Source organism: Hymenobacter negativus (assembly GCF_016056375.1).
GTDB classification, from domain to species: Bacteria; Bacteroidota; Bacteroidia; order Cytophagales; family Hymenobacteraceae; genus Hymenobacter; species Hymenobacter negativus_A.
This window is the reverse complement of sequence record NZ_JAEDAE010000004.1, coordinates 86,565-107,342: the sequence shown is the minus strand read 5'-3', so window position 1 is coordinate 107,342 and position 20,778 is coordinate 86,565. Positions and strand designations below refer to the sequence as shown.

General features: G+C 59.3%; 21 protein-coding genes. 17 read left to right on the top strand and 4 right to left on the bottom strand.

All coding sequences use genetic code 11. The features are described from left to right. The first annotated feature begins 30 nt into the window (after window positions 1-30). Both I7X13_RS11080 and I7X13_RS11075 read left to right on the top strand, forming a co-directional pair. Window positions 31-660 (top strand): hypothetical protein, encoded by a 630-nt coding sequence (locus I7X13_RS11080; protein ID WP_198075549.1) that lies wholly within the window; start codon window positions 31-33, stop codon window positions 658-660. A gap of 140 nt (window positions 661-800) precedes the next feature. Then, a complete protein-coding gene (locus I7X13_RS11075; RefSeq protein WP_213019062.1) occupies window positions 801-1,508 on the top strand; it encodes a hypothetical protein in 708 nt (235 codons plus the stop codon). 75 nt (window positions 1,509-1,583) lie between these two features. On the opposite strand, the gene rpmA is transcribed toward I7X13_RS11075, so the two are convergent. Together rpmA and rplU are read right to left on the bottom strand one after the other, a co-directional pair. Then, the gene (gene rpmA / locus I7X13_RS11070) at window positions 1,584-1,859 is read right to left on the bottom strand and encodes a 50S ribosomal protein L27 (RefSeq protein WP_198069311.1); all 276 of its coding nucleotides are present in this window, start codon (window positions 1,857-1,859) and stop codon (window positions 1,584-1,586) included. An 81-nt stretch (window positions 1,860-1,940) separates the two neighbouring features. Continuing rightward, window positions 1,941-2,246: a 50S ribosomal protein L21 gene (rplU, locus tag I7X13_RS11065; RefSeq protein ID WP_198069310.1), complete on the bottom strand. Its 306-nt coding sequence runs from the start codon at window positions 2,244-2,246 to the stop codon at window positions 1,941-1,943. A 508-nt stretch (window positions 2,247-2,754) separates the two neighbouring features. Here rplU and I7X13_RS11060 point away from each other — a divergent pair. From I7X13_RS11060 to I7X13_RS11000, 13 genes are all read left to right on the top strand, one after another. Then, window positions 2,755-3,714, top strand: coding sequence for a ribonucleoside-diphosphate reductase small subunit (locus tag I7X13_RS11060; RefSeq protein ID WP_198075547.1), 960 nt, complete (start codon window positions 2,755-2,757; stop codon window positions 3,712-3,714). Window positions 3,715-3,851: 137 nt separating this feature from the next. Further along, window positions 3,852-4,469 (top strand): YceI family protein, encoded by a 618-nt coding sequence (locus I7X13_RS11055; protein ID WP_198075546.1) that lies wholly within the window; start codon window positions 3,852-3,854, stop codon window positions 4,467-4,469. A gap of 212 nt (window positions 4,470-4,681) precedes the next feature. Continuing rightward, window positions 4,682-5,557: a hypothetical protein gene (locus I7X13_RS11050; protein ID WP_198075545.1), complete on the top strand. Its 876-nt coding sequence runs from the start codon at window positions 4,682-4,684 to the stop codon at window positions 5,555-5,557. A 255-nt stretch (window positions 5,558-5,812) separates the two neighbouring features. Beyond that, complete coding sequence (locus I7X13_RS11045; RefSeq protein ID WP_198075544.1) at window positions 5,813-8,194, top strand: ribonucleoside-diphosphate reductase subunit alpha; 2,382 nt, start codon at window positions 5,813-5,815, stop codon at window positions 8,192-8,194. A gap of 74 nt (window positions 8,195-8,268) precedes the next feature. After that, window positions 8,269-9,936, top strand: coding sequence for an ATP-dependent nuclease (locus tag I7X13_RS11040; RefSeq protein WP_198075543.1), 1,668 nt, complete (start codon window positions 8,269-8,271; stop codon window positions 9,934-9,936). A gap of 470 nt (window positions 9,937-10,406) precedes the next feature. Next, window positions 10,407-11,342: a helix-turn-helix domain-containing protein gene (locus I7X13_RS11035; protein WP_198075542.1), complete on the top strand. Its 936-nt coding sequence runs from the start codon at window positions 10,407-10,409 to the stop codon at window positions 11,340-11,342. 105 nt (window positions 11,343-11,447) lie between these two features. Further along, window positions 11,448-12,158, top strand: a complete 711-nt coding sequence (locus I7X13_RS11030) for an SDR family oxidoreductase (protein ID WP_198075541.1) — start codon at window positions 11,448-11,450, stop codon at window positions 12,156-12,158. A 204-nt stretch (window positions 12,159-12,362) separates the two neighbouring features. Beyond that, window positions 12,363-12,680 (top strand): hypothetical protein, encoded by a 318-nt coding sequence (locus I7X13_RS11025; RefSeq protein WP_213019061.1) that lies wholly within the window; start codon window positions 12,363-12,365, stop codon window positions 12,678-12,680. A gap of 188 nt (window positions 12,681-12,868) precedes the next feature. Then, entirely contained in the window at window positions 12,869-13,771 is a 903-nt protein-coding gene (locus I7X13_RS11020; protein ID WP_198075540.1) for a DUF5694 domain-containing protein, read from the top strand. A gap of 147 nt (window positions 13,772-13,918) precedes the next feature. Then, window positions 13,919-14,347 (top strand): hypothetical protein, encoded by a 429-nt coding sequence (locus I7X13_RS11015; RefSeq protein WP_198075539.1) that lies wholly within the window; start codon window positions 13,919-13,921, stop codon window positions 14,345-14,347. 121 nt (window positions 14,348-14,468) lie between these two features. Then, complete coding sequence (locus tag I7X13_RS11010; protein ID WP_198075538.1) at window positions 14,469-14,771, top strand: hypothetical protein; 303 nt, start codon at window positions 14,469-14,471, stop codon at window positions 14,769-14,771. Window positions 14,772-14,992: 221 nt separating this feature from the next. Next, the gene (locus I7X13_RS11005; protein ID WP_233454760.1) at window positions 14,993-16,390 is read left to right on the top strand and encodes an FAD-binding oxidoreductase; all 1,398 of its coding nucleotides are present in this window, start codon (window positions 14,993-14,995) and stop codon (window positions 16,388-16,390) included. Window positions 16,391-16,489: 99 nt separating this feature from the next. After that, window positions 16,490-16,804: a hypothetical protein gene (locus I7X13_RS11000; RefSeq protein WP_198075537.1), complete on the top strand. Its 315-nt coding sequence runs from the start codon at window positions 16,490-16,492 to the stop codon at window positions 16,802-16,804. Between the two features lie 10 nt (window positions 16,805-16,814). On the opposite strand, the gene I7X13_RS10995 is transcribed toward I7X13_RS11000, so the two are convergent. Then, the gene (locus tag I7X13_RS10995; protein ID WP_198075536.1) at window positions 16,815-17,240 is read right to left on the bottom strand and encodes a hypothetical protein; all 426 of its coding nucleotides are present in this window, start codon (window positions 17,238-17,240) and stop codon (window positions 16,815-16,817) included. 47 nt (window positions 17,241-17,287) lie between these two features. Further along, window positions 17,288-19,348 carry an ExeM/NucH family extracellular endonuclease gene (locus I7X13_RS10990; protein ID WP_198075535.1) on the bottom strand — a complete coding sequence of 687 codons (2,061 nt, stop codon included), beginning with the start codon at window positions 19,346-19,348 and terminating at the stop codon, window positions 17,288-17,290. A gap of 178 nt (window positions 19,349-19,526) precedes the next feature. Here I7X13_RS10990 and I7X13_RS10985 point away from each other — a divergent pair, with 178 nt between their 5' ends. Then, window positions 19,527-20,078 carry a GNAT family N-acetyltransferase gene (locus I7X13_RS10985; RefSeq protein WP_198075534.1) on the top strand — a complete coding sequence of 184 codons (552 nt, stop codon included), beginning with the start codon at window positions 19,527-19,529 and terminating at the stop codon, window positions 20,076-20,078. Window positions 20,079-20,150: 72 nt separating this feature from the next. After that, a complete protein-coding gene (locus tag I7X13_RS10980) occupies window positions 20,151-20,774 on the top strand; it encodes a YhcH/YjgK/YiaL family protein (protein WP_198075533.1) in 624 nt (207 codons plus the stop codon). Window positions 20,775-20,778 lie beyond the last annotated feature (4 nt).

Genomic DNA, 20,778 nt, shown 5'->3' with positions numbered 1-20,778 from the left:
TGAATTTCCACCTCAGCTTCCTGCTTCACGATGCTTCTCGTTCGCTCCCTGTTGCCTGGCCTACTGCTGCTGGCCAGCACCACTTTCAGCCACGGCCAAGCGGCCTCCACCGAAACCGCTCCAGACAAGCTGCTCCTGAAAGTGGGCCTGAACGCCGGCCGTGCCCTCCGCTACACCGGCTACTATGGCCTGTCGATGCGCCTGCCCCTTTCGGTGGGAGCCGAATACGCCCTCAGCTCTAAGTTCACGCTCTACGGCCAGGCCGATGCCGACTTTCGGCTTTTCAAAAACAACGCGACTGTTGGCGATGGCAGCTTCGTGCTGCCGGCCGGAGGGCTGGGCGTGGGCGCGCGCTATTACTACAACCAAGCCGGCCGCGAGCGCCACAACCGGCCACACGGCTCTTTTGTGGGCAACTATCTGGCCCTGGAGGCCCACACCGAGGTACGCCAACGCTTCGGCCTCCGCAACGACGTAGCCCCCAGTCTCAACGCCGTGTGGGGAATGCAGCGCCGGTGGGGCCGCAATTTTCTGCTTGATTTCAACGCGGGCCTTGGCCTGGGGCCGCTCCGCAGCGACTCCTACCTCGGCTACACACCCAACAACAGCAGCCTCAACATTACCACCCAGTTCAACCTCGGCGTGTATTTCGGGCGGTAGGCGGGGCATGGGCCGGCACTCAGCCAGTCTTGGTTGCTATGACCAATAGATAAGCCCGATATTACTTGCGGGCTGAGAGTGAGCAAATTGCTTTCTTAATCCCAGTTTGAGTTCTCAACTGCTTTGCTTCTCTCGTTCTAATGCCATTGCTAGCTCATCGGTTGCGCATTTTTGTGCTGAGTATCGCGTTGTTACCTGCGCTGCCAGCCCCAATGCTGGCCCAAACTGCTCCCGCCGCCGTCCCGTCATCTTCAGTACCCAGCCCCCGCCTGCTGCTGAAAAGCGGCCTGCGTCTCACCCATTTGTTCTACCTGCCTGACGCGCGCAGTTGGCAACTCCTGTTGCCTGTCTCGTTCGGTCTCGAATACCGTCTGTACCCCCGATTCAGTGCCTATGCACAGGCCGAAGCCGATATCTCGGCCGGTCGGGCCCCGCGTGGCCGGCGCGGCGCGCCACTGCTGCCCACCCCCGGCACCAGTGTCGGTATGGGGGCTCGCTATTATTTCAATCAGCCTAGTACATCCCAGTCCAGCTCCGAGCCCTGGGGCAACTACGTGGCCCTGGAAGCCAGCGCCGAACTTGCGCAACTCAGTAGCCGACGCGGGCGGCGGGGCCGGGGCCTGAGCGTGGGCCGCGTCACGCCCGCGTTGTTTGCGCTGTGCGGCACGCAGCACCGCGGCCCCGGTCGCCGTCTGCTCTACGACCTCAATGCCGGCCTCGGCATCGAAGCACCCCCGGCCTACTCCGCCGAAGCGGGCACTCGCCCGCCCTGGGACGTAGCCGCACAAGTAAACCTGCGGGTCTACCTCGCCAACCAGCGCCACGCGGCCAGAACCAGCCAAGACTAAGCTCGTCGGGAAGGCCCCAACGCCAAAAGGGCTGCCCGGTTGGAGCAGCCCTTTTGGCTTATAATCGGTGGGCAATTAAGCCGGAACCGAAACTACTTCGCGGGGAATAACCGTCACAATCGAACGGTCTTTGCGGCCCTTGCGGAACTGAACCTCGCCATCAACCAGCGCAAACAGCGTGTGGTCTTTGCCCATGCCAACGTTGGCACCGGGGTGGTGGGCAGTACCGCGCTGACGCACGATGATGTTACCGGCAACGAGGGCCTGGCCACCGAAGATTTTTACGCCGAGACGTTTGGAATGCGATTCGCGGCCGTTGTTGGACGAGCCGACACCTTTCTTGTGAGCCATGGTATTGAAGCTAAAGCTGCCGGCAAATGGCCGGAAGCGGCTGGTTTAATAGAGGAATTAGATAACAAACGAAGGCTAAAACTAGCCGATGCTGTTAATCATTACTTTGGTGAACGACTGACGGTGGCCGTTCATTTTCTGGTAGCCTTTGCGGCGCTTTTTCTTGAACACCAGAACTTTGTCGCCTTTCACGTGGGCGAGAATGGTGCCGGTTACGGCAACGTTCAGCTCGGGCGCACCAACGGTGATGGTGCCGTTGTCGTCGGTCAGCAGGGCGTTGCCCAGCGTTACTACATCGCCAACATTGCCGGCCAGTTTGTGAGCGTAAACGAATTTGTTGGCCTCAACCTTGGTCTGCTGGCCAGCTATGTTAACAATTGCGTACATCAGCTTTCGCGGGTTTTTTCTGAAATGGGAAGGCAAAAGTACGGGTTTGATTTGGGAAATCCAAACCTAAGTTGTTAATCATCATTGGCTGCCCGGCAGCAACCACTCCCAAAGCGCCCTGCCGCTGATGAAGCGCAGATTAAGGCCAGATTAAAAAACGAGGCAAACCGGCCCATAAATTGGTCGGTTTGGGGACAAGTGGGTTTATCCACAGCGCTAATGTGGATAAGTGGGGCCAAAAGGGCTGATTTTGAAGGAGATTTGGATACTCGGCTTGACTAACAAACCTGACAAAAGTCATTGCAAGTGGCCTGAAAAAAATCCGGACTTAGCTAAAAAAGAGCAGATAAAAAAGCTAATCGGACGGGCACTCGGCCTGCCGGGTGGGGCTATATTTGGTGTTGGAAGGCCGGCCGCATTTCCGGCGTCCGGGCCAAACATCTGCCCGAACGTGGGAGTTAGCCTGCCGTCTTCCACGCCGAAAACCGCCATCAAGCCCCGAGATATTATGGAACCGCTCCTTGCCGAAAACCCCAACCGCTTCGTGCTATTTCCCATCCAGAACGATGAGGTGTGGCAGTACTACAAGAAGTCGCAGGCCTCGTTCTGGACGGCTGAGGAAATCGACCTGAGCCAGGACCAGAAAGACTGGAACAGCCTGAATGACAACGAGCGCCACTTCATCAAGCACGTATTGGCCTTCTTCGCTGCTTCGGATGGCATCGTGAATGAGAACCTGGCCGTGAACTTCATGCAGGAGGTGCAGATGCCCGAGGCGCGCTGCTTCTACGGCTTCCAGATTATGATGGAAAACATTCACAGTGAGACGTATTCGCTGCTGATTGATACTTACATCAAAGACCCTAAGGAAAAGGACTACCTCTTCAATGCCCTTGAAACGGTGCCCGCCGTGCAGAAGAAGGGCGAGTGGGCCCTGAAGTGGATTAACTCGGAGAACTTCGCCGAGCGCCTCATTGCCTTCGCGGCGGTGGAGGGCATCTTCTTCTCGGGCTCGTTCTGCTCCATTTTCTGGCTGAAGAAGCGCGGCCTGATGCCCGGCCTCACGTTCTCGAACGAGCTGATTTCGCGGGATGAAGGGTTGCACTGCGATTTCGCCTGCCTGCTGTATAGCTACCTGCAAAACAAGCTGAGCACCGAGCGGGTGCAAAGCATCATCCGCGACGCGGTGACCATTGAGCAGGAGTTTGTGACTGATGCGCTGCCGGTGAGCCTCATCGGCATGAATGCCAAGTCGATGTCGCAGTACATCGAGTTTGTGGCCGACCGCCTGCTGGTGTCGCTGGGCTGCCCCAAAATATATAATGCCACCAATCCCTTCGATTTCATGGAAATGATTTCGGTGCAGGGTAAAACCAACTTCTTCGAGAAGCGCGTGGCCGAGTACCAGAAAGCCGGCGTGATGAGCGAGCGCAACGACAACGTGTTCTCGCTCGACGAGGATTTTTAAGCGGCGGCTAAAAAAAAGTTACTGACAGGCAACTCCATAAGTAGATTTGACGAGTTGCTGACGAGAAGGCCCAGCGCGCCGCGCTGGGCCTTCTGTGCTTCAGTCTCTCACTTATAATTATTCCATCCTTTCATCGCATGAAATACGCTTTACTTCTCCTGCTGGGTATGGTGATACCCAATGCCTACGCCCAAACGTCTGCCCCAGCTGCTCCGGCGGCGGCGCCCTCGGCCGCCATGCTCCAGCGCTATACCACGGCCAACGGTCAGACTACTTTCTTCTCTACTGCGCCGCTGGAAGACATCGAGGCGCTGAACTCGCGGGTGGCGGCCATCTTCGATTTGAACAATGGACAGCTGGCGTTTTCGATGCTGATGAAGGATTTTCAGTTCAAGAACTCGCTGATGCAGGAGCATTTCAACGAGAACTACGCCGAGAGCGAGAAGTACCCCCGGGCCCGCTTCACCGGCACGCTGGTGACCAAGCCCACCGAGGACCAGCTCCGCAGCGGCCCGCAGCCGGTGTACGTGCAGGGCCAGCTCACCATTCATAATGTGAAGCGTAAGGTGCGGGTGCCAGGCACCCTGCAGCTGCGCGGCAACGACCTAGTAGTGACGTCCAAATTCAGCGTGGCCCCGGCCGACTACAAGATTAAAATCCCGGCGCTGGTGCGGAATAACATTGCCAAGTCTATTGACATCAGCGTGATACTGACCTGCCAGCCGGGGCCGGCGGGCACGGCGAGCGTGAAGTAGAGACGCAATATTTTGCGTCTCAGCGTCCGCGCCGTTCGGACAAATCGTTCAACGACGAGACGACAAGACGCAAATATGCGTCTCTACAAAAAAGCCCGCTCTGCGCTTGCAGGGGCGGGCTTTTTCGTGCGTCAAACACGAAACCGTCGTCGCCTGCCGTTGCGGGAGCTATGACGAGACTTCGACGCTTTTGGCAATGCCTGCGGCCGCGCATGCCGTACATCAATATTGGTTTGGCGGCGGCGGCATACGGCGCGAACCAGTATGTGGCCCAGGTGTTTTGCCAGCCTGTACTGTGGGCCGCGACGGTACTCGTTGGTAGCGTGGGGGCTTTTCTGGCGTGGCCGTGGTTGGTTGGCTGGCCCAAAGCGGTGCGGTACGGGGCGCTGTTTCTGCAAGGCGCTTTGGTGCCCATTTGCATTTATTGCATCGTGTTCATGAGCCCGGGGGCGTTGGTAGTGGGGGTGTTATTTTTCTTTTTTCTATTGCCCGCGCTGGCCTGGGTGCCGGTGGTGTTTGCGGGGCAGGCGCTACGGCGGGCGTGGCGGAGCGAACTGCCGGGTGGGCGGGTGGTTTTCGGTTTGGGAATGGTGCCGTTGCTGGTAGCGCAAGGCTGGGCCGAGCAGCAGTACCGGGCCGTGGAAGGGGCGGTGGCACTGTTGCCCCCAGCCCAACGTCGCCAGCCCGCTGCCCTGGTTAAGGTTGTGCCCCGCACCTATATCGCCGAACGGCTGGCGGGCACGCTGTTCAAGTACCACAATTACGAAGATGATAATGACGGCTGGCGCCCGCCCTTGCACGACCCCTTAGTGAACGTAAGCCTGTGGAGCCGTCGCGGCATGGCCTACTACCAACCAGGGGTGCGTGATGCTAATCCCTTGTTGGTAGGCCCGATAGAGATGCAGGCTGCTTTCTACCACCAGCTTTTCCCCAGCCTGCCCATCAAAGCCGACTGCACCTGCAACCACACCCACGACGGCGAAAGCTACCTGGAATGGCAACCCTGGCTGAACAGCCGCGCGGCCGATACCCGGCTCCGAATGAAGCGCCGAGAATTGTTGAAAGCGAATAATCCGCTAGGTATATAAGCCTCGTGCGCCCGGCCATTTCCTGAAAAGTGGCCGGGCGCGGTCGTTTGAGTGGTGTGTGGAAAACTTCCGGAACTTTTCCTTGCCCTTCGAAAACACAGGAGGTAATTTCCGGGATTCAATATCGAGCCGGCTGCTGGTACCCCAGCCGTTGGTTCAACTCTTTCACAACTGCCTCAACGACTTGCCGCCGGTACTGTGCCGTGCCGGCCCCTTCAGTATATAAGCAAAAACCATCAACCAAACACCACTGGTATGCTAGTAATTAAACGCGACGGGCGCCGCGAATCCGTCAAGTTCGACAAAGTGACGGCCCGTATTGAGAAGCTCTGCTACGGGTTGAACCAGGACTACATCTCGCCCATTGAGGTGGCCAAGAAGGTGATTGACGGCATCTACGATGGCGTGAGCACCATTGAGCTGGACAACCTGGCGGCCGAGACGGCGGCCTCGCTCACCACGCGCCACCCCGATTACGCCATTCTGGCGGCCCGCATTGCGGTGAGCAACCTGCACAAGGTGACTTCCAAGTCCTTCTCTTCCACGATGAAGCGGTTGTACACTTATGAGGACCCGAAGAATGGCGACAATGCTTCGCTCATCGCCACGGATGTGTGGGAGGTGATTCATAAGAATGCCGCTACGCTGGACTCGGCCATTATTTATGACCGGGACTACAACTACGACTTCTTCGGCTTCAAGACGCTGGAACGCTCGTACCTGCTGCGCCTGGAGGGCAAGGTGGTGGAGCGGCCCCAGCACATGCTGATGCGCGTGTCGGTAGGCATCCACAAGGACGACATTGACTCCGTTATCAAAACCTACAACTTGCTGAGCGAGCGGTGGTTTACGCACGCCACGCCTACGCTGTTCAACGCGGGCACGCCGAAGCCGCAGATGTCGAGCTGCTTCCTGTTGACGATGAAGGACGACTCCATTGATGGCATTTACGACACGCTGAAGAACTGCGCGCTGATTTCGCAGAGCGCCGGCGGCATCGGGCTGTCGGTGAGCAACGTGCGGGCCACGGGCTCTTACATCAAGGGCACGAATGGCAACTCCAACGGGCTGGTGCCCATGCTGAAGGTGTTCAACGACACGGCCCGCTACGTGGACCAGGGCGGTGGCAAGCGCAAGGGCGCGTTTGCCATTTACCTGGAGCCCTGGCACGCCGACGTGTTCGAGTTCCTCGACCTGAAGAAGAACCACGGCAAGGAGGAAATGCGCGCCCGCGACCTGTTTTACGCCCTCTGGACGCCCGACTTGTTCATGAAGCGCGTGGAGGAAAACGGCGACTGGACGCTGATGTGCCCCCACGAGTGCCCCGGCTTGGAAAACTCCTGGGGCCCGGAGTTCGAGAAGCTCTACATGAAGTACGAGAAGGAGGGCCGCGGCCGCCGCACCATCAAGGCGCAGGAGCTGTGGTTTGCCATCCTGGAAAGCCAGACGGAAACGGGCACGCCCTACATGCTGTTCAAGGACGCGGCCAACGGCAAATCGAACCAGCAAAACCTGGGCACGATTAAGAGCTCGAACCTGTGCACCGAGATTATTGAGTACACCGACGCCGACGAAATTGCGGTGTGCAACCTGGCCTCGCTGGCGCTGCCCCGCTACCTGGTGACCGACGCGCAGGGCAACACCACCTTCGACCACCAGAAGCTGTACGAGGTGACCTACCAGGCCACGGTGAACCTGAACAAGGTGATTGACGTGAACTACTACCCGGTGCCCGAAACGCAGAAGTCGAACTTCCGCCACCGCCCCATCGGGCTGGGCGTGCAGGGCCTGGCCGATACGTTCATTGCCCTGCGCATGCCCTTCGAGAGCGACGAAGCTTCGGGCCTGAACAAGGACATCTTCGAAACCATCTACTTCGCGGCCATGACGGCCTCGAAGGACCTCGCCATCAAGGACGGGGCCTACGAGACCTTCCCCGGCTCGCCCCTGAGCCAGGGCAAGTTCCAGTTCGACCTGTGGGGCGTGACGCCCGACTCGGGCCGCTGGGATTGGGAGAGCCTGCGCGCCGAGGTGGTGAAGCACGGTGCCCGCAACTCGTTGCTGGTGGCGCCCATGCCCACGGCCAGCACCGCCCAGATTCTGGGCAACAACGAGTCGTTTGAGCCCTACACGAGCAACATTTACGTGCGGCGCGTGCTCAGCGGCGAGTTCATGGTGGTGAACAAGCACCTGCTGAAGGACCTGGTGGCCCTGGGCCTGTGGAACGACGCGATGAAGCAGGAAATCATCGCGGCCAACGGCTCGGTGCAGAACATCCAGCGCATTCCGCAGCACATCAAGGACCTGTACAAGACGGTGTGGGAGATTTCGCAGCGCCGCATCATCGACCAGGCCGCCGACCGCGGGGCCTACATCTGCCAGAGCCAGAGCCTGAACCTGCACGTGCAAAACGTGAACTTCGGCAAGCTCACCAGCATGCACTTCCATGCCTGGAAGCGCGGCCTGAAAACGGGGATGTACTACCTGCGCACCAAAGCCGCCGCCGACGCCATCAAGTTCACGGTGGAAAAGCAAGCCGCCGAAACCCTGGAGCCCCTGGCCCTGGTGGAGCAAAACCAGTCCGACATGGCCTGCTCCCTGGATAACCCGGACGCCTGCGAGGCCTGCGGGTCGTAAGAAATACTAGTCCTTTTTGAAAACGGGAGAAGCGAATGCCTCTCCCGTTTTTTTATGTCTTAATAAATTCAAAGATGAAAATAATTGAAATTTTAATCGAAAACTACAAAAGCATTAAGTGCTTGCTTATCAGGCCAACCGAGGGAATCAACGTAGTGATTGGTGAAAATAGTGTTGGAAAAAGTAATGTGTTTGATGCAATAAACTGGTTAATAGGACCAGTTTATCCAACTTTCAATTCAACATTTGAACATGACCATTTTCAGGGAAATGTTGCCAACAAGATAAAGATTCGTCTTACGTTCAGTGATGGGAATTATTTAGAACTAGCAGAGCAATGGACAGATAACTACGGGCATGAAAAAAGCGGCCTGAATTTTAATGGGAGCTACGTCAAAGATGAAGTAAGACAACGTTACTGTTCTGCCTATTTAGGAATAGAAAGGCAAGTTGTAGACTACATGCCATCAAATAGATGGTCATTGATGGGTCGCGTCTTACTTGAAATAAACAAGCTTTTCTGTAAGGAAGAGTTTACTGACGAAGAGACCGGAGAGGTGACTTTGAAGTCGGATTACTTAAAACAAGAACTGAAAAGGCTGCGCGATGACGTTCTTTTCTCAGTAAAGGATGCGACAGGGCGGGATGTGATGAAGGCGTTTATCAGCTTGATTCAAAAGGAAAGCGCTAAGCACCTCAATAGGCCAGAAGGAAGTATGTCTATCGACTTAAATCTGTATGACCCGTGGCATTTTTATAGAACAATGCAGCTGTTAGTACAGGAAGAAGGGCAGCCTTTACAATTTCAAGCATCAAAGCTTGGTATGGGCGTACAGGCAGCTATTTCTATTGCAATTCTGAAAGCATATGCATCATTAAAATTGAATAATGGCTGCGCAATCTTTATAGATGAGCCTGAGTTGTTTTTACATCCACAGGCCCAACGTAACTTCTACAAAGTGCTTCGTGAACTAGCAGATTCAGGCACACAAATTTTCATTACTACCCATTCGCCCGACTTCTTAAATGTGGGCCGGTTCGACGAAATCTTTATCGTAACCAAATGTCCACGCGAAGGCACTTGTATGCATTGCGCAAATCCACAAGCATTTGTTGAAGACTTGTTGGTGCGCAGAGGGATAGTATCAACCCGTGAGGAAATGCTGTTGCAATACAGCAATGCTTACGACAATACTGGCGATACTCAAAAAGCCAATGAAGCCTTCTTCGCAAAGAAGATACTTCTAGTCGAGGGTTCATCAGAAGCATTAATTCTTCCATACTTCTTCGACCTTGTGGATTACGACTATCTAGGAAAATGCCTATCAATAGTGCGTTGCGGTTCTAAAGGTGAGCTAGACCGCTTCTATCGTTTGTACACTGAATTTGGCATTCCTACTTATGTGCTCTTCGATGGAGATAAACAGCATTTGGGCACAGCGGATGAACGTGATACTGTTGCTAAAAACAGAGCACTATTGAGCTTATTCGGTGTAGATGCCGACTTCCCCGATGGCCAAGACCATGAGCTTTATTACGGTTTTGAAAAAGAACTAGGAAAATACCTTGGCTTCAATACAGGCAGCTTGAAAGGCTTGAGCTTATACAAAAAGACCAAAGAGGTTCTTCAAACCCGTGATGATATACCAGTATGGGTAGAGCGGCTGATAACGCGTCTTGAAATGCTGCCTGCTAAACCAGCAAGCGTATTGCTTCATCGTGAGGAAGTAATTGCAGCTTAAAAACAAAAGAGGCCGCTGAAAGCGGCCTCTTTTTATAGCTGAGCCCGTTAAGGGCGAATAATCAAGACGGGAATCGAACCCGTAACCCCGAAGGGACCAACTTGGCAAGTTGGCGCGTTTACCAATTTCGCCACATGTCCATTGTTGTCAGCTAGGCTGACCTGATTAGTGGAGTGGAGACAGATAAACCCACGTAATTTCTGCAAAGTTCCAAAGTCAGGAAAAAAACTTAAGCTTCGCCAGCCGCTTCGCACTGGGGGCGGCTGGGGTGGTGTTGGGGTAGCTCGCGCCGTTAGGTAGAAACACGAAGCATCGTTCAGCCGCGGCGGTGCCGGGGGCGGGTGGAGTGCTGTGGACCTTTACAGTTTGAAGAATTACGTATTCTGAGGAGTTGGCTGCCTGTTCCTGATGATAACCCGTAGCTCCTCTCGCCTGTTGCCATTGCCCGTTTGAGTCGTTCAATTGCCCGCATGAAACCGAATACCCTCCCTGACTTTTACGCGGCGTGTGCCCCTACGCCGGAATCCGGAGCAGGTGTGTTGCCGCCGCCAGATATGGAGCAGGGCATGGGGCACTTTAACGTGTTTCCATTGGCGGACATTCCCCAGGAGCCGCCGATGACGTTTGGCCGGCGGGCCTACTACAAAATCACGCTCTGCCGCGGGCGCAGCCAGGTGGAGTGTGGCGACCAGGACCCGCACGTTGGTTCCAATTCCTTGTTTCTGGTAACGCCGCGTGTACCCTACCGGTGGCTGCCGCTCACCGAAGCGCCGGGCGGCTACTGCTGCCTTTTCGACAACGCTTTTTTGCTGCCCGCCCGCACCGGAGTGACGTTAGCGGAGCTGCCCATTTTTCAGCCCGGGGCCTACCCGGTGTGGGAAGTGGCGGAAGCTGATTGCGCGGCGGTGGAGGCTGTTTTCCAGAAGATGGCCCGCGAGCTCCCGTCCCGCTACGCCTACAAGCACGACCTGTTGCGCACCTATCTCTGGGAGCTGATTCATCTGGTGCAGAAGCTGCAGCCGGCCCCTGCCCCGCTGGCTACGCACAGCGCCGCCGACCGGGTAGCCACCCAGTTCGCAGAACTGCTGGAGCGGCAGTTTCCGCGCCACAGCCCGCAACCGCCGCTACGCCTGCGCACCGCCACCGACTATGCCGACCAACTGGCCGTGCACGTCAACCACCTCAACCGGGTGCTGAAAGAAACGACGGGCTTCACCACCACTGCCCTCATCAGCCGCCGCCTGACGCAGGAAGCCAAGCTTTTACTGAAACAGACCCCCTGGAGCATTTCGGAAATTGCCGACAGCCTGGGGTTTGCCGACGTAGCCCACTTCTGCACCTTTTTCAAGCGCCACGCCCACCATACGCCGGGCGACTTCCGGCGTGTGGCCATGTTTGAAATCTAAAACAGATGGGTTGATTGGCGAAGTTTACCCCGCGGCAAGCTCCCGGACCTTTGTGGCGTACTCAATCACCTCCCTGATTCAAGCGAGGTACTGCCCACAGGTAACATGGAAAACAAAAAAAATGCGCTGGTCACCGGCGGCAACAAAGGCATCGGGTTAGAAATTGTGCGGGGGCTGCTGCAGGCCGGATGCCGGGTGTACTTAGGAGCCCGCGAAGAGGCCAAAGGCCAGCAAGCCGTAGTGGAGCTGTCGGCCACCGGCGACGTCCGGTTCCTCAAAATAGACCTGACCAACCAAGCAACGCTCGACACGGCAGTAGCGCAGCTACGGCGCGAGGAAGGTCACCTCGATATCCTGGTGAACAACGCGGGCATTAATGTACCCGGCGACGATTCGCCCAGCAGAGTCGACGTGCGCAGCGTGGAGCAAGCGCTCCAAACCAATTTCCTGGGTACGCTGGCCGTCACCCAGGCGTTTTTGCCCCTAGTGAAGCAGGCCGCAGCGGGGCGCATTGTCAACGTATCCAGTCCGCTAGGCTCGCTTACTCTCACGGGGAAGCACGACTGGACCCTGCTGGGGTACTCCGCCTCGAAGGCTGCGCTGAACATGCTCACCGTGCAACTGGCCTACGAGCTGCGGAATACGACCATCAAGGTAAACTCGGCGGCTCCCGGCTACACGGCCACCGACCTAAACGGCTTTGCGGGCACCGACACCCCAGCGCAGGGCGCTGCGGAAGCCATTCGGCTGGCGCTGCTGCCAGCCGATGGCCCCACCGGCACAATGTCTTCTTCCGACGGCCCCATCCCATGGTAAGGGCTGGCCGATAAGCGGCAGTTGCCGTGGCGTGCACGTAGGCCACCGCTTAAAAACTACTTTGGGAAATTAGCCTTATTCCAGCCGCTGCCGCCCCGGTGGCGGCTGGTTTGGTGTTGAAGCCTGAGCTTCTGGAGCCACGGCGGCAGGGTGGTGGGTAGGGACGCGTATAACTTTGGGTTTGCAACTTTTAGCTCCTTCCCGATGCGTACGTTTCTGCTAAGTGCAGTTTTTACGGCTATGACTTCCATCACTGCCATTGCAGGCCCGCCGAGCGTAGTGCTGGTGCAAACAAATACCCGTAACGCCACTATCACCATTTCTCGCGGGCCGGGCAAGACAGAAACCATCGAAGGCCCAGCAGCGACGGGCGCCAAAAACCAAGCCGGTATCATTGAAAACCTTGTGGTCGCATTCACGGGCCTCTACGCCGAGGGCTACGAGTTAAAGAATAGCGTAACGAGCCATATTTCTCCGGACATGCATTTTGAAACGGTAACGTATGTTTTCGTGAAGCCCTAGGTGAGGTAGTTCTAGGAAGTAACTGACGCTTCGTTCAGCCGCTTCCGCCCCGGGAGCGGCGGGGGTGGGGTTGGGACCTAAGCTTCTTTCAGCCCCGAGGTGGAGGGTGGGGGCATTGCAATAGCCAGTCATGCAGCTTGGCAGTAGCTTGTGGGTTCTTTGGCTACACCTTCCGTCCCTGTTTCTGCATGAATGCATTCGTTTCTTTCTCCTGCCGCATTGCGGCAGGGATGATTTTGCTGACTGGCATGGCTGCTTGCGCCAGCACCAAAACCCATTCTACCGCCAGCCCGGCCACGGCCGCTACCACCGACATCCTGCTGCTGGGCTGCAGTCATCTATCACAATTATACAAAGCCGGCAACCCCAATTCCGACGTGCTCACGCCCAAGCGGCAGGCCGAGCTGAGCGCCGTGCTCGACGGGTTGCAGCGCTACCAGCCCGACGGTATTCTGGTGGAGGAACTGCCCGAGAACCAGGCCCGCCTCGACAGCCTGTATCAACGCTACCGGCAAGGGCAGCTCGACCTGAGCGCCCTGCCCGGTGGCCGTAGTGAGGTGTACCAGTTGGGCTTCGCGCTGGGCAAGCGCCTTGGGTTGGCGCGCATCTACTGCGTGAATGCGCCGGGGGGCACGTCGCAAAGCATTCTGCACGAAGGCCGGAATATTGAGCTGTACAAACAGGCCGATGCCGACTGGCACACGTTTTCCGACCCTTTCGGCCAGCGCCTACTGGCCGGCACCAGCACCATTGGGCAGTTTCTGCGCACCATCAACGCGCCGGCCACGCTGCGGCAGTTACACACGCTGGTGTACCGCACGCCGGCCCGCGTCACTGGCGGCACGCTTAAGCCCGATGAGATGGTGGACGCCGCTTTCATCAATCCGCAGTACGTGGGCGCAGAGTTTATTTCGGTGTTCTACAACCGCGACCTGAAGGTGTATTCCAACATCGTGACCACCCAGCTACAAACCCAGCAGCACCGGCAGCTCCTGATAATTGGTGCGCGGCACGTGGCCTCGCTGCAAGGCATAGTGAGCGACGACCCGGCCTATCGGGTGGTGCCCACTGCGCGCTACCTGGGCCACTAGCCTGTGCCCACCACATAGCCTCGCCGCTGCGGCCCCAGGCACGGCGGGGGGAGGAGTCCCGCTTTATGCCCATTATTTGGTGTATAAACTTATTCTGATATATTCGGGCGTCTTCTGGGTACTCAGGGCTAATCCGAGAAACGTCTGTTGGATGCTGGTTTTGCTCTGTTTGGGGTGGGGTTCAGCGGCCTTTGCCCAGCAGGTTCCAGCTTCGCCTTTGGCGGAGAGCCAGCCCTTGCCCACCCGCGCCGATACGGTGCAGCCCTGCACCAGCTGTTCCAAACCAAGCGCAAATCCAGTGGCGTGGTGCTGGCTGCCGCTCCGGTCACGCTGTTGCTGACGGTCGCAACCGTGGGCTTATTTGCCGTGAGCCAGGTCGATAACGGGGCTTCCGAGTCGGCCTTTCCGGTGGTGGTCATCGCGGGCGGCCTGGGCGCAACTAGCGCCTTGCTGAGCCGCTACATTCGCTACACCAAAGGCCGCGAAGCGGCAATGGTGAGCAAGTACGAGCGAACCCACGTGCTGGCAGGGTGGGTGAAGCGCAATCTGGCGCGCCAAAAACCGCTTACACAGTAGCTCGCGGGTGGTGCGGTGGCCGGCTGCGGGCAATACATCGCCTAATCAACATTTACCCATTCTTGCCCGTACACGCGCTACTATTCTCACCTTCACACCGCCCCGGGCGGCACGCATTGTCATGACCAACCGCCTCCCTTACCTCCTCGCCGCCGGCCTGCTCCTGGGCGGCTGCAGCCAGGAACAAGAAAAACAACGCCAAGCCGACAACGCCCGCGAAGATGCCATCGAAGCCCAGGCCAAAGCCGACGCCGAGCGCGCCCGCGCCGATGCCAAACAAGTGCGGGCCGATGCCGAAGCCAAAGCGCATGACCTCGAAAAACAAGCCGATGCCGTAGAAAAAGGCGCCGGCGAACACCCCACCGTGGTCACCGAAGAAAAGAAAACCACCCGCTACGAAACTGTACCCGCCCGTCGGCGCTAGGGCCAGGCAGACCAGCCACCTATCGACCAGCCGCTTCCGTTCCGGGAGCGGCTGGTTTGGTTTTGGGCAATGGGCAACGACATCAAGCATAGATTTTAGATAAAATAATATATATTTTTATATACTAATGAGGGGTCCCGCAGTTACGGCTTGCCGTGGGCTGGCGGCTACCCCGGCCCGATACTTTCACCCGGCGCCCGCGCCCTTAGCATCTCACGGTCATGCTCGTCGACGAAATTGCCTCTCCCATCACTATGGACCTGCGCGGCAGGCTCATCGAACCCCACCACCCCGACTACGACGCCAGCCGCCGGGTGCACAACGCCATGATTGACAAGCGGCCCGCCGCCATTGCCTACTGCGCCGACGATGCCGACGTGATGGCCGCCGTGAACTACGCTCGCGAGCACAACCTGCTGGTGGCGGTGCGCGGCGGCGGCCACAGCGGGGCCGGTCTGGGCCTCTGCGATGATGGGCTGGTGATTGACCTCTCGCAGCTCAACGGCATCCACGTCGACCCCGTGGACAAGACCGTGCGGGTGGAAGGGGGCTGCCATCTCGGCGACCTCGACCACGTGACGCACGCCTTCGGGGTGATGGTGCCGAGCGGCATTATCTCGACCACCGGCGTGGGCGGCATCACGCTGGGCGGGGGCATGGGGCACTTCACGCGCCGATGCGGCCTCTCCATCGACAACCTGCTGGAGGCCGACGTGGTGCTGGCCGACGGCAGCATGGTGAAAGCGTCAGAAACCAAGCACGCCGACCTGTTCTGGGCGTTGCGCGGCGGGGGCGGCAATTTCGGCATCGTCACCTCGTTTCTGTTCCGCTCGCACCCCATCAGCACCGTGTACGCCGGCCCCATGCTCTGGGAGCTGAGCGATGCTAAGCCCGTGATGCAGTGGTACCGCACCTTCATCAAAGACGCGCCCGAGGAGCTGGGCGGCTTTTTTGCCTTCCTCACGGTGCCCGCCGGCCCGCCCTTCCCCGAGCACCTGCACGGCAAAAAGATGTGCGGCATCGTGTGGAACTACAGCGGCCCGGCCGATATGGCCGAGCAGGTTTTTGCGCCCATCCGCCGGGCCTGGCCGCCGGCCCTCGACCTGCTGGGCACCCTGCCGGTGCCGGCCCTGCAAAGCATGTTCGACGGCCTGACGCCGCCCCACATCCACTATTACTGGAAGGCCGACTTCATCAACGAGCTGTCCGACGAGGCCATCGACATTCACCTGCACTTCGCCCAGATACTGCCCAGCCCGCTCTCCACCATGCACCTGTACCCCATCAACGGGGCGGCGGCCCGCGTGGCGCCTGATGCCACCGCCTGGGCCTATCGCAACGCTACCTGGTCCATGGTCATTCTGGGGGCCGAAGCCGAGCCCACCCGGGCGGCGGTTATCACACGCTGGGCCAAGGAGTATTGGGAGGCCATGCACCCGCATTCGGCCGGGGGAGGCTACATCAACTTTATGATGGACGAAGGCACCGACCGCGTGAAGGCCACCTACGGCCCGCACTACGAGCGGCTGGTAGCCATCAAAACGGCTTACGACCCGCACAACCTGTTCCGGGTAAACCAGAATATTCCGCCCACCGGCTACCACATGAATGGGGAGTGAGGCGCGACATTTTTGAATGCGCTTTGGGCAAAGCCGGGGTAGTTGGGGCAATGAGGGAGGCGGGTATCTTTGGATTTCCCCTTTCCCATCCCTTGCCCCATGCGTACCCTGATGCTGAGTGCCGTTTTCACGCTAATGCTGTCCCAAATGGCCGTGGCGGCACCGCCCAGCCTGGTGCTGGTGCAGTACCACTACATCACCAATAGCCTGACCGTAACGCGCGGCCTGGGCCAGACCCAGACTATCGAGCTGGCCCCGCTGGATGTCAAGAAGAAGTTTCAGGCGAATGCCGAGGGGCTCTATACGCTATTTGCCGGGCTCTACGGCGAGGGCTACACGCTGCAAAACTCCTCCGAAATAGGCTCGTCCAGTTCCGGCACCCTCACGGTGAACTACGTTTTTGTGAAGCCCTGACCAACCGGACCTACTGCGGCGTGGCGGGCTGGAGTTCCAGCCAGCGCCGGGCATCGGTATCGGCATTGAAAGAGCGGTAAACCAACGGCAGGCCCTGAATGCTGGTGGTAACGAAGGCCGTGGCCAAGCGCACCAACACGTTGGGCGATACTACCACGGCCCCGTGGCGGTAGCCGGCCTGCACGGCCCGGGGCAGCCAGTCGTGGGCAATCCACTGCTGCTCTTCGTGCGTGAAGGGAATCATGACCAGCTGATTAACCAGGATGCGGCTCCAGCCGCGTTGTTGCAGCGCCCGCAGCATGTTCTCGAAAATGGCCTTCGTGGCTTCCGGCGTGCGCTTCTGGCTGCTCCAGTTGGTACGCAGGAAGCCGGCGGGGTCCGTCAGCACTTCGCCCGCAGCGTTTTCAAAATACAGGCTGGGCAAGAGGCTGGGCATTGCGACAAAGGTAAGGCCGATGTGCCCCTCAGCGGCAGCGTGGGCCGCTATTCCTTCATCACGCGCTGGGTTTTCTGGTAGTTCTGGCCGCGCAGCGTAACCACGTAGATGCCCGGCGCGAGGTGGGCCGTGTAGCTGTTGAGCTGGCTGCCCAGCAGCGCCGGCGTGCCGTGCAGCGAGAGCAGCCGGAGGCCTCCCTGGGGCATGGCAAAGTCGAGCGTAAGCGCGCCGGCGCTGGCCGGCACATCGGCCAGGCTGAACGCCTGCGGCCCGGCCGCCGGCCCGGGGTACACAAACAGGCGGTTGGTGCGGTTGGACGACGCGTTGCGAATGCCCGCGAAATTCACCCCAATCAGCACCGGGTCGTGGTCGGAGCAGCGGAAGGGTGTGGTGATGTCGGTGGCCTCGCCGGCCTGGTCGTACTCCAGCACGGGCGGCTCGGCCGAGTTGATGTGCCACTTCTGCACGTCCACGAAGCCCACCATGTTGGGCGTCACCACGGCGTGGTCGAGCGAGCCGGTGAGGCCCTTGAACACGTAGGACGCGCTGGTGGGCGGCGTGGCTGGTACCAGTCCGGCGGCCCGCATAATGTCGATGGGGTCTTCCTCGTAGTTGGCGTTGTAGTCGCCGGCGCTCACGATGCGCGACGCCCCGGCCGGACGCACGGTTTTGTTGATGAACTCAACCAGGGCGCGGGCCTGAGCCTTGCGGCGGGCGTTGGAGCCGCCCTGGCCGTCGTTCTGGTCGGCATCGGGCCCGCTGCCGCTGCTCTTGCTTTTGAAGTGGTTCACGATGAATCCCAGCGTATCGGGCCGCTCCTTGCGCTTTGTGACGAACACCTGCGCCAGCGGCGGCCGCTCAAATACCCCCTGCACGGTGGCCACCATGGGCGGCCCAAGCGGAGCCACCACGCCCGGCTTGTAGAGAATGGCGCAGTGAATGAGGTCGGTGTTGTTGGTTTGGCGCTCGGCGTTGCCGTCGTTCACGAAGATGTAGGTGCCCGCGCCCACGGCTTTGTTCAGACCATCCACAAGGTCCTGAATGGCCGCCGTAGAGCCATTGCCGTCGTTCTCAATCTCCGTTAGACCCACGATGTCGGCGTTCATCTGCGCCAGGGCCAGGATGATTTTGGTGCGCTGGCGCTGGAAGTCGGCCGCCGTTTTGGCCCCGCGCGGGGTGGGGAAGCCGCCGCCTGCCCCGTCGCCGTTGAAGTAGTTGAACACGTTGAAGCTGGCCAGCTTCAAATCGAGCGGGCCGAAGGCGGGCGGCGTGAGCGGCCGCGTCACGTTAATCACGGGCGCATCGGCCCCGGCGAGCGGCTGCAGGCGCCAGCGCCCGTAGCTGTAGGCCAGAATGCCCCCGATGTTACTCAGGGTGCTGCCCACCCGCACGGTATGGAAACGGGCATCGAGGTAAGGAGTAGGCGTGGGGTTGGTGGCCGAGCTGCCGTCGTCGAGCACTAGGCTGCGGCGGTCGTTGGCGGCCTGGTAGGCCAGCACGGCGGCCAGGTTGCTGGTGCCGCTGCTGTTGGTGCCGGTGGCGGGGTTGTCGTTGGGGTCGATGAACTGCGTGGCCTGGTACGTCAGGCCTTCGGTGGACACCGTGAGCTCGCCTCGCTGCTTCAGGAAGTAGTTGTCCGTGACGGTGAGCGGCTGCATGAACTGCACCCGCATGCCCTCGTAACGCTCGGCCTTATCGGCCGCAAACTCGCTGTTGACGAGGCGCACGAAATCCGGCACCGCATTGCCCGAGGAAATAACTACGAAGCCCGGGTCCGTTATCACGGCCTGGCCGAAGGAAGGGGCCGCGTCGTCCTCGCGCACCACGCCGGTCACGCGCACCTTGTCGCCCACCTTCACGTTGGGGTCGGCCTGAATCACGAAAATGGCATCGGAAGTGGCGGGGTTGCCATCGGCCGTGGCCTTGTCGTCCTGAATGTAAAAGCCGGCCGGTTTCAGGTCGGCGTAGATGCCCGTTACAATACCCTCGACGGTGTAGCTGCCGGCCTTTGCCGCCGCGCCCGTGCCCTGGATGGAGCCAATGGAAGTAGCGCTAACCGTGCGGGCTGCCAGCAGGATAGCCGAGTAGAAGAGTAATTTGGGGGTCATAGCGCGGGGCGAAAAGAGCGGGAGCGGGGGTGGTAAAGATATTGGGAAGGGTTGGACTTCGCTAATGTTCCAATTTAGGCTGGATAAAGTACCGCGTTGGCATCGCCGTCGCCCGACTGCCAGCAAAAATGCCGCTAGTGCGCCGCCCGCCGGCCATCCGCGCCGTATACTGCAGCCTATGATTCCGCTCATCACCCAGACCCCGCACCTTCAGATTCTCGCCGCCAGCCGTGCGCTGCTCACGGCCGAGCTGCACAAACCCCAGTATTTCCCCGTGCTGCTCGGCGCGGCCCTGCCCGCCGACTGGCCCCCTGCCCGGCACGACCGCCCCACCCAGGAGCTGGCGCTGGAAGAACTCACGGCGGGCGGGCGCGACGCCGCCGGCTGGTACGCCTGGTACGCCCTGCGCAAGGCCGATGACACCGCGCCCCGCACGCTGGTGGGCGCGGGCGGCTTCCTGGGCCGGCCCGATGCCGATGGTACCGCCGAACTCACCTACTCCATCGCGGCCGATTGGCGCGGTCAGGGCCTCGGCACCGAGCTGGTGGCCGGCCTGGTGCAGCAAGCCGCCGACACCGGCCTGGTGCGCCGGCTCATCGCCCACCCGCCCACCGACAGCCCGGCCGCCCAGCAGGTGCTGCTGCGCAACGGCTTTGTGGCTGCCGACAGCAGTGCCGATGGCCGCCTGCGCTTCGAGCGCGCCGTGGAGCCAACGGCCAAAGAGGCGTAGTGCTGGCACGGAAGCTGCCAGGGGGCGGTTATCTTTCCGCCTCCAATCGTCGCTTCCTTACCCTTGCCAATAATGAAAAATCCCCTGTTGAAAACTGCCCTGCTGATGCTGGGCGTGGCTGCCCTGGGTTTCGGTGCCCGCGCCCAAACGGCGCCTGCCGCCGAAACCTGGACCAAGAAAAAAGCCGAAAAGTGGTTTAAAAAGCGCGAGTGGGCCAACGGCCTGAAGCTGAACGTGCAGGAGTCGATTGATAAGGTCGAGTTTGCGAAGCAGTACCACGCCAACAAGGCGGTTTGGGACAAGGCATTTGCTTACTTCCGCGATACCAACCTCGACCAGCTCACGCCCGGCAAATACCCCGTGGATGGCGAAAATGTGACGGCTGCCGTGACTGAAAACCCCACCAAGGACTACGACAAAACCAACTGGGAGTCGCACCGCAAGTACATCGATATGCAGTATGTGGTGCAGGGCGCGGAGAAAATTGGCGTGGTGCCCCTGGACAAAGCCACCGTTACCAAGCCCTACGACGAGGCCCGCGACGTGGCCAACTACAGCGCCGATGGCAAGCTCTACGAAGCCAAGCCGGGCACCATCTACATCTTTTTTCCGCAGGATGTGCACCGGCCCAACATCAAGGTCGACGGGGTGGAGAAGGACAAAAAGCTGGTGCTGAAAGTCCGGGTGGCCTCGTAGGCAG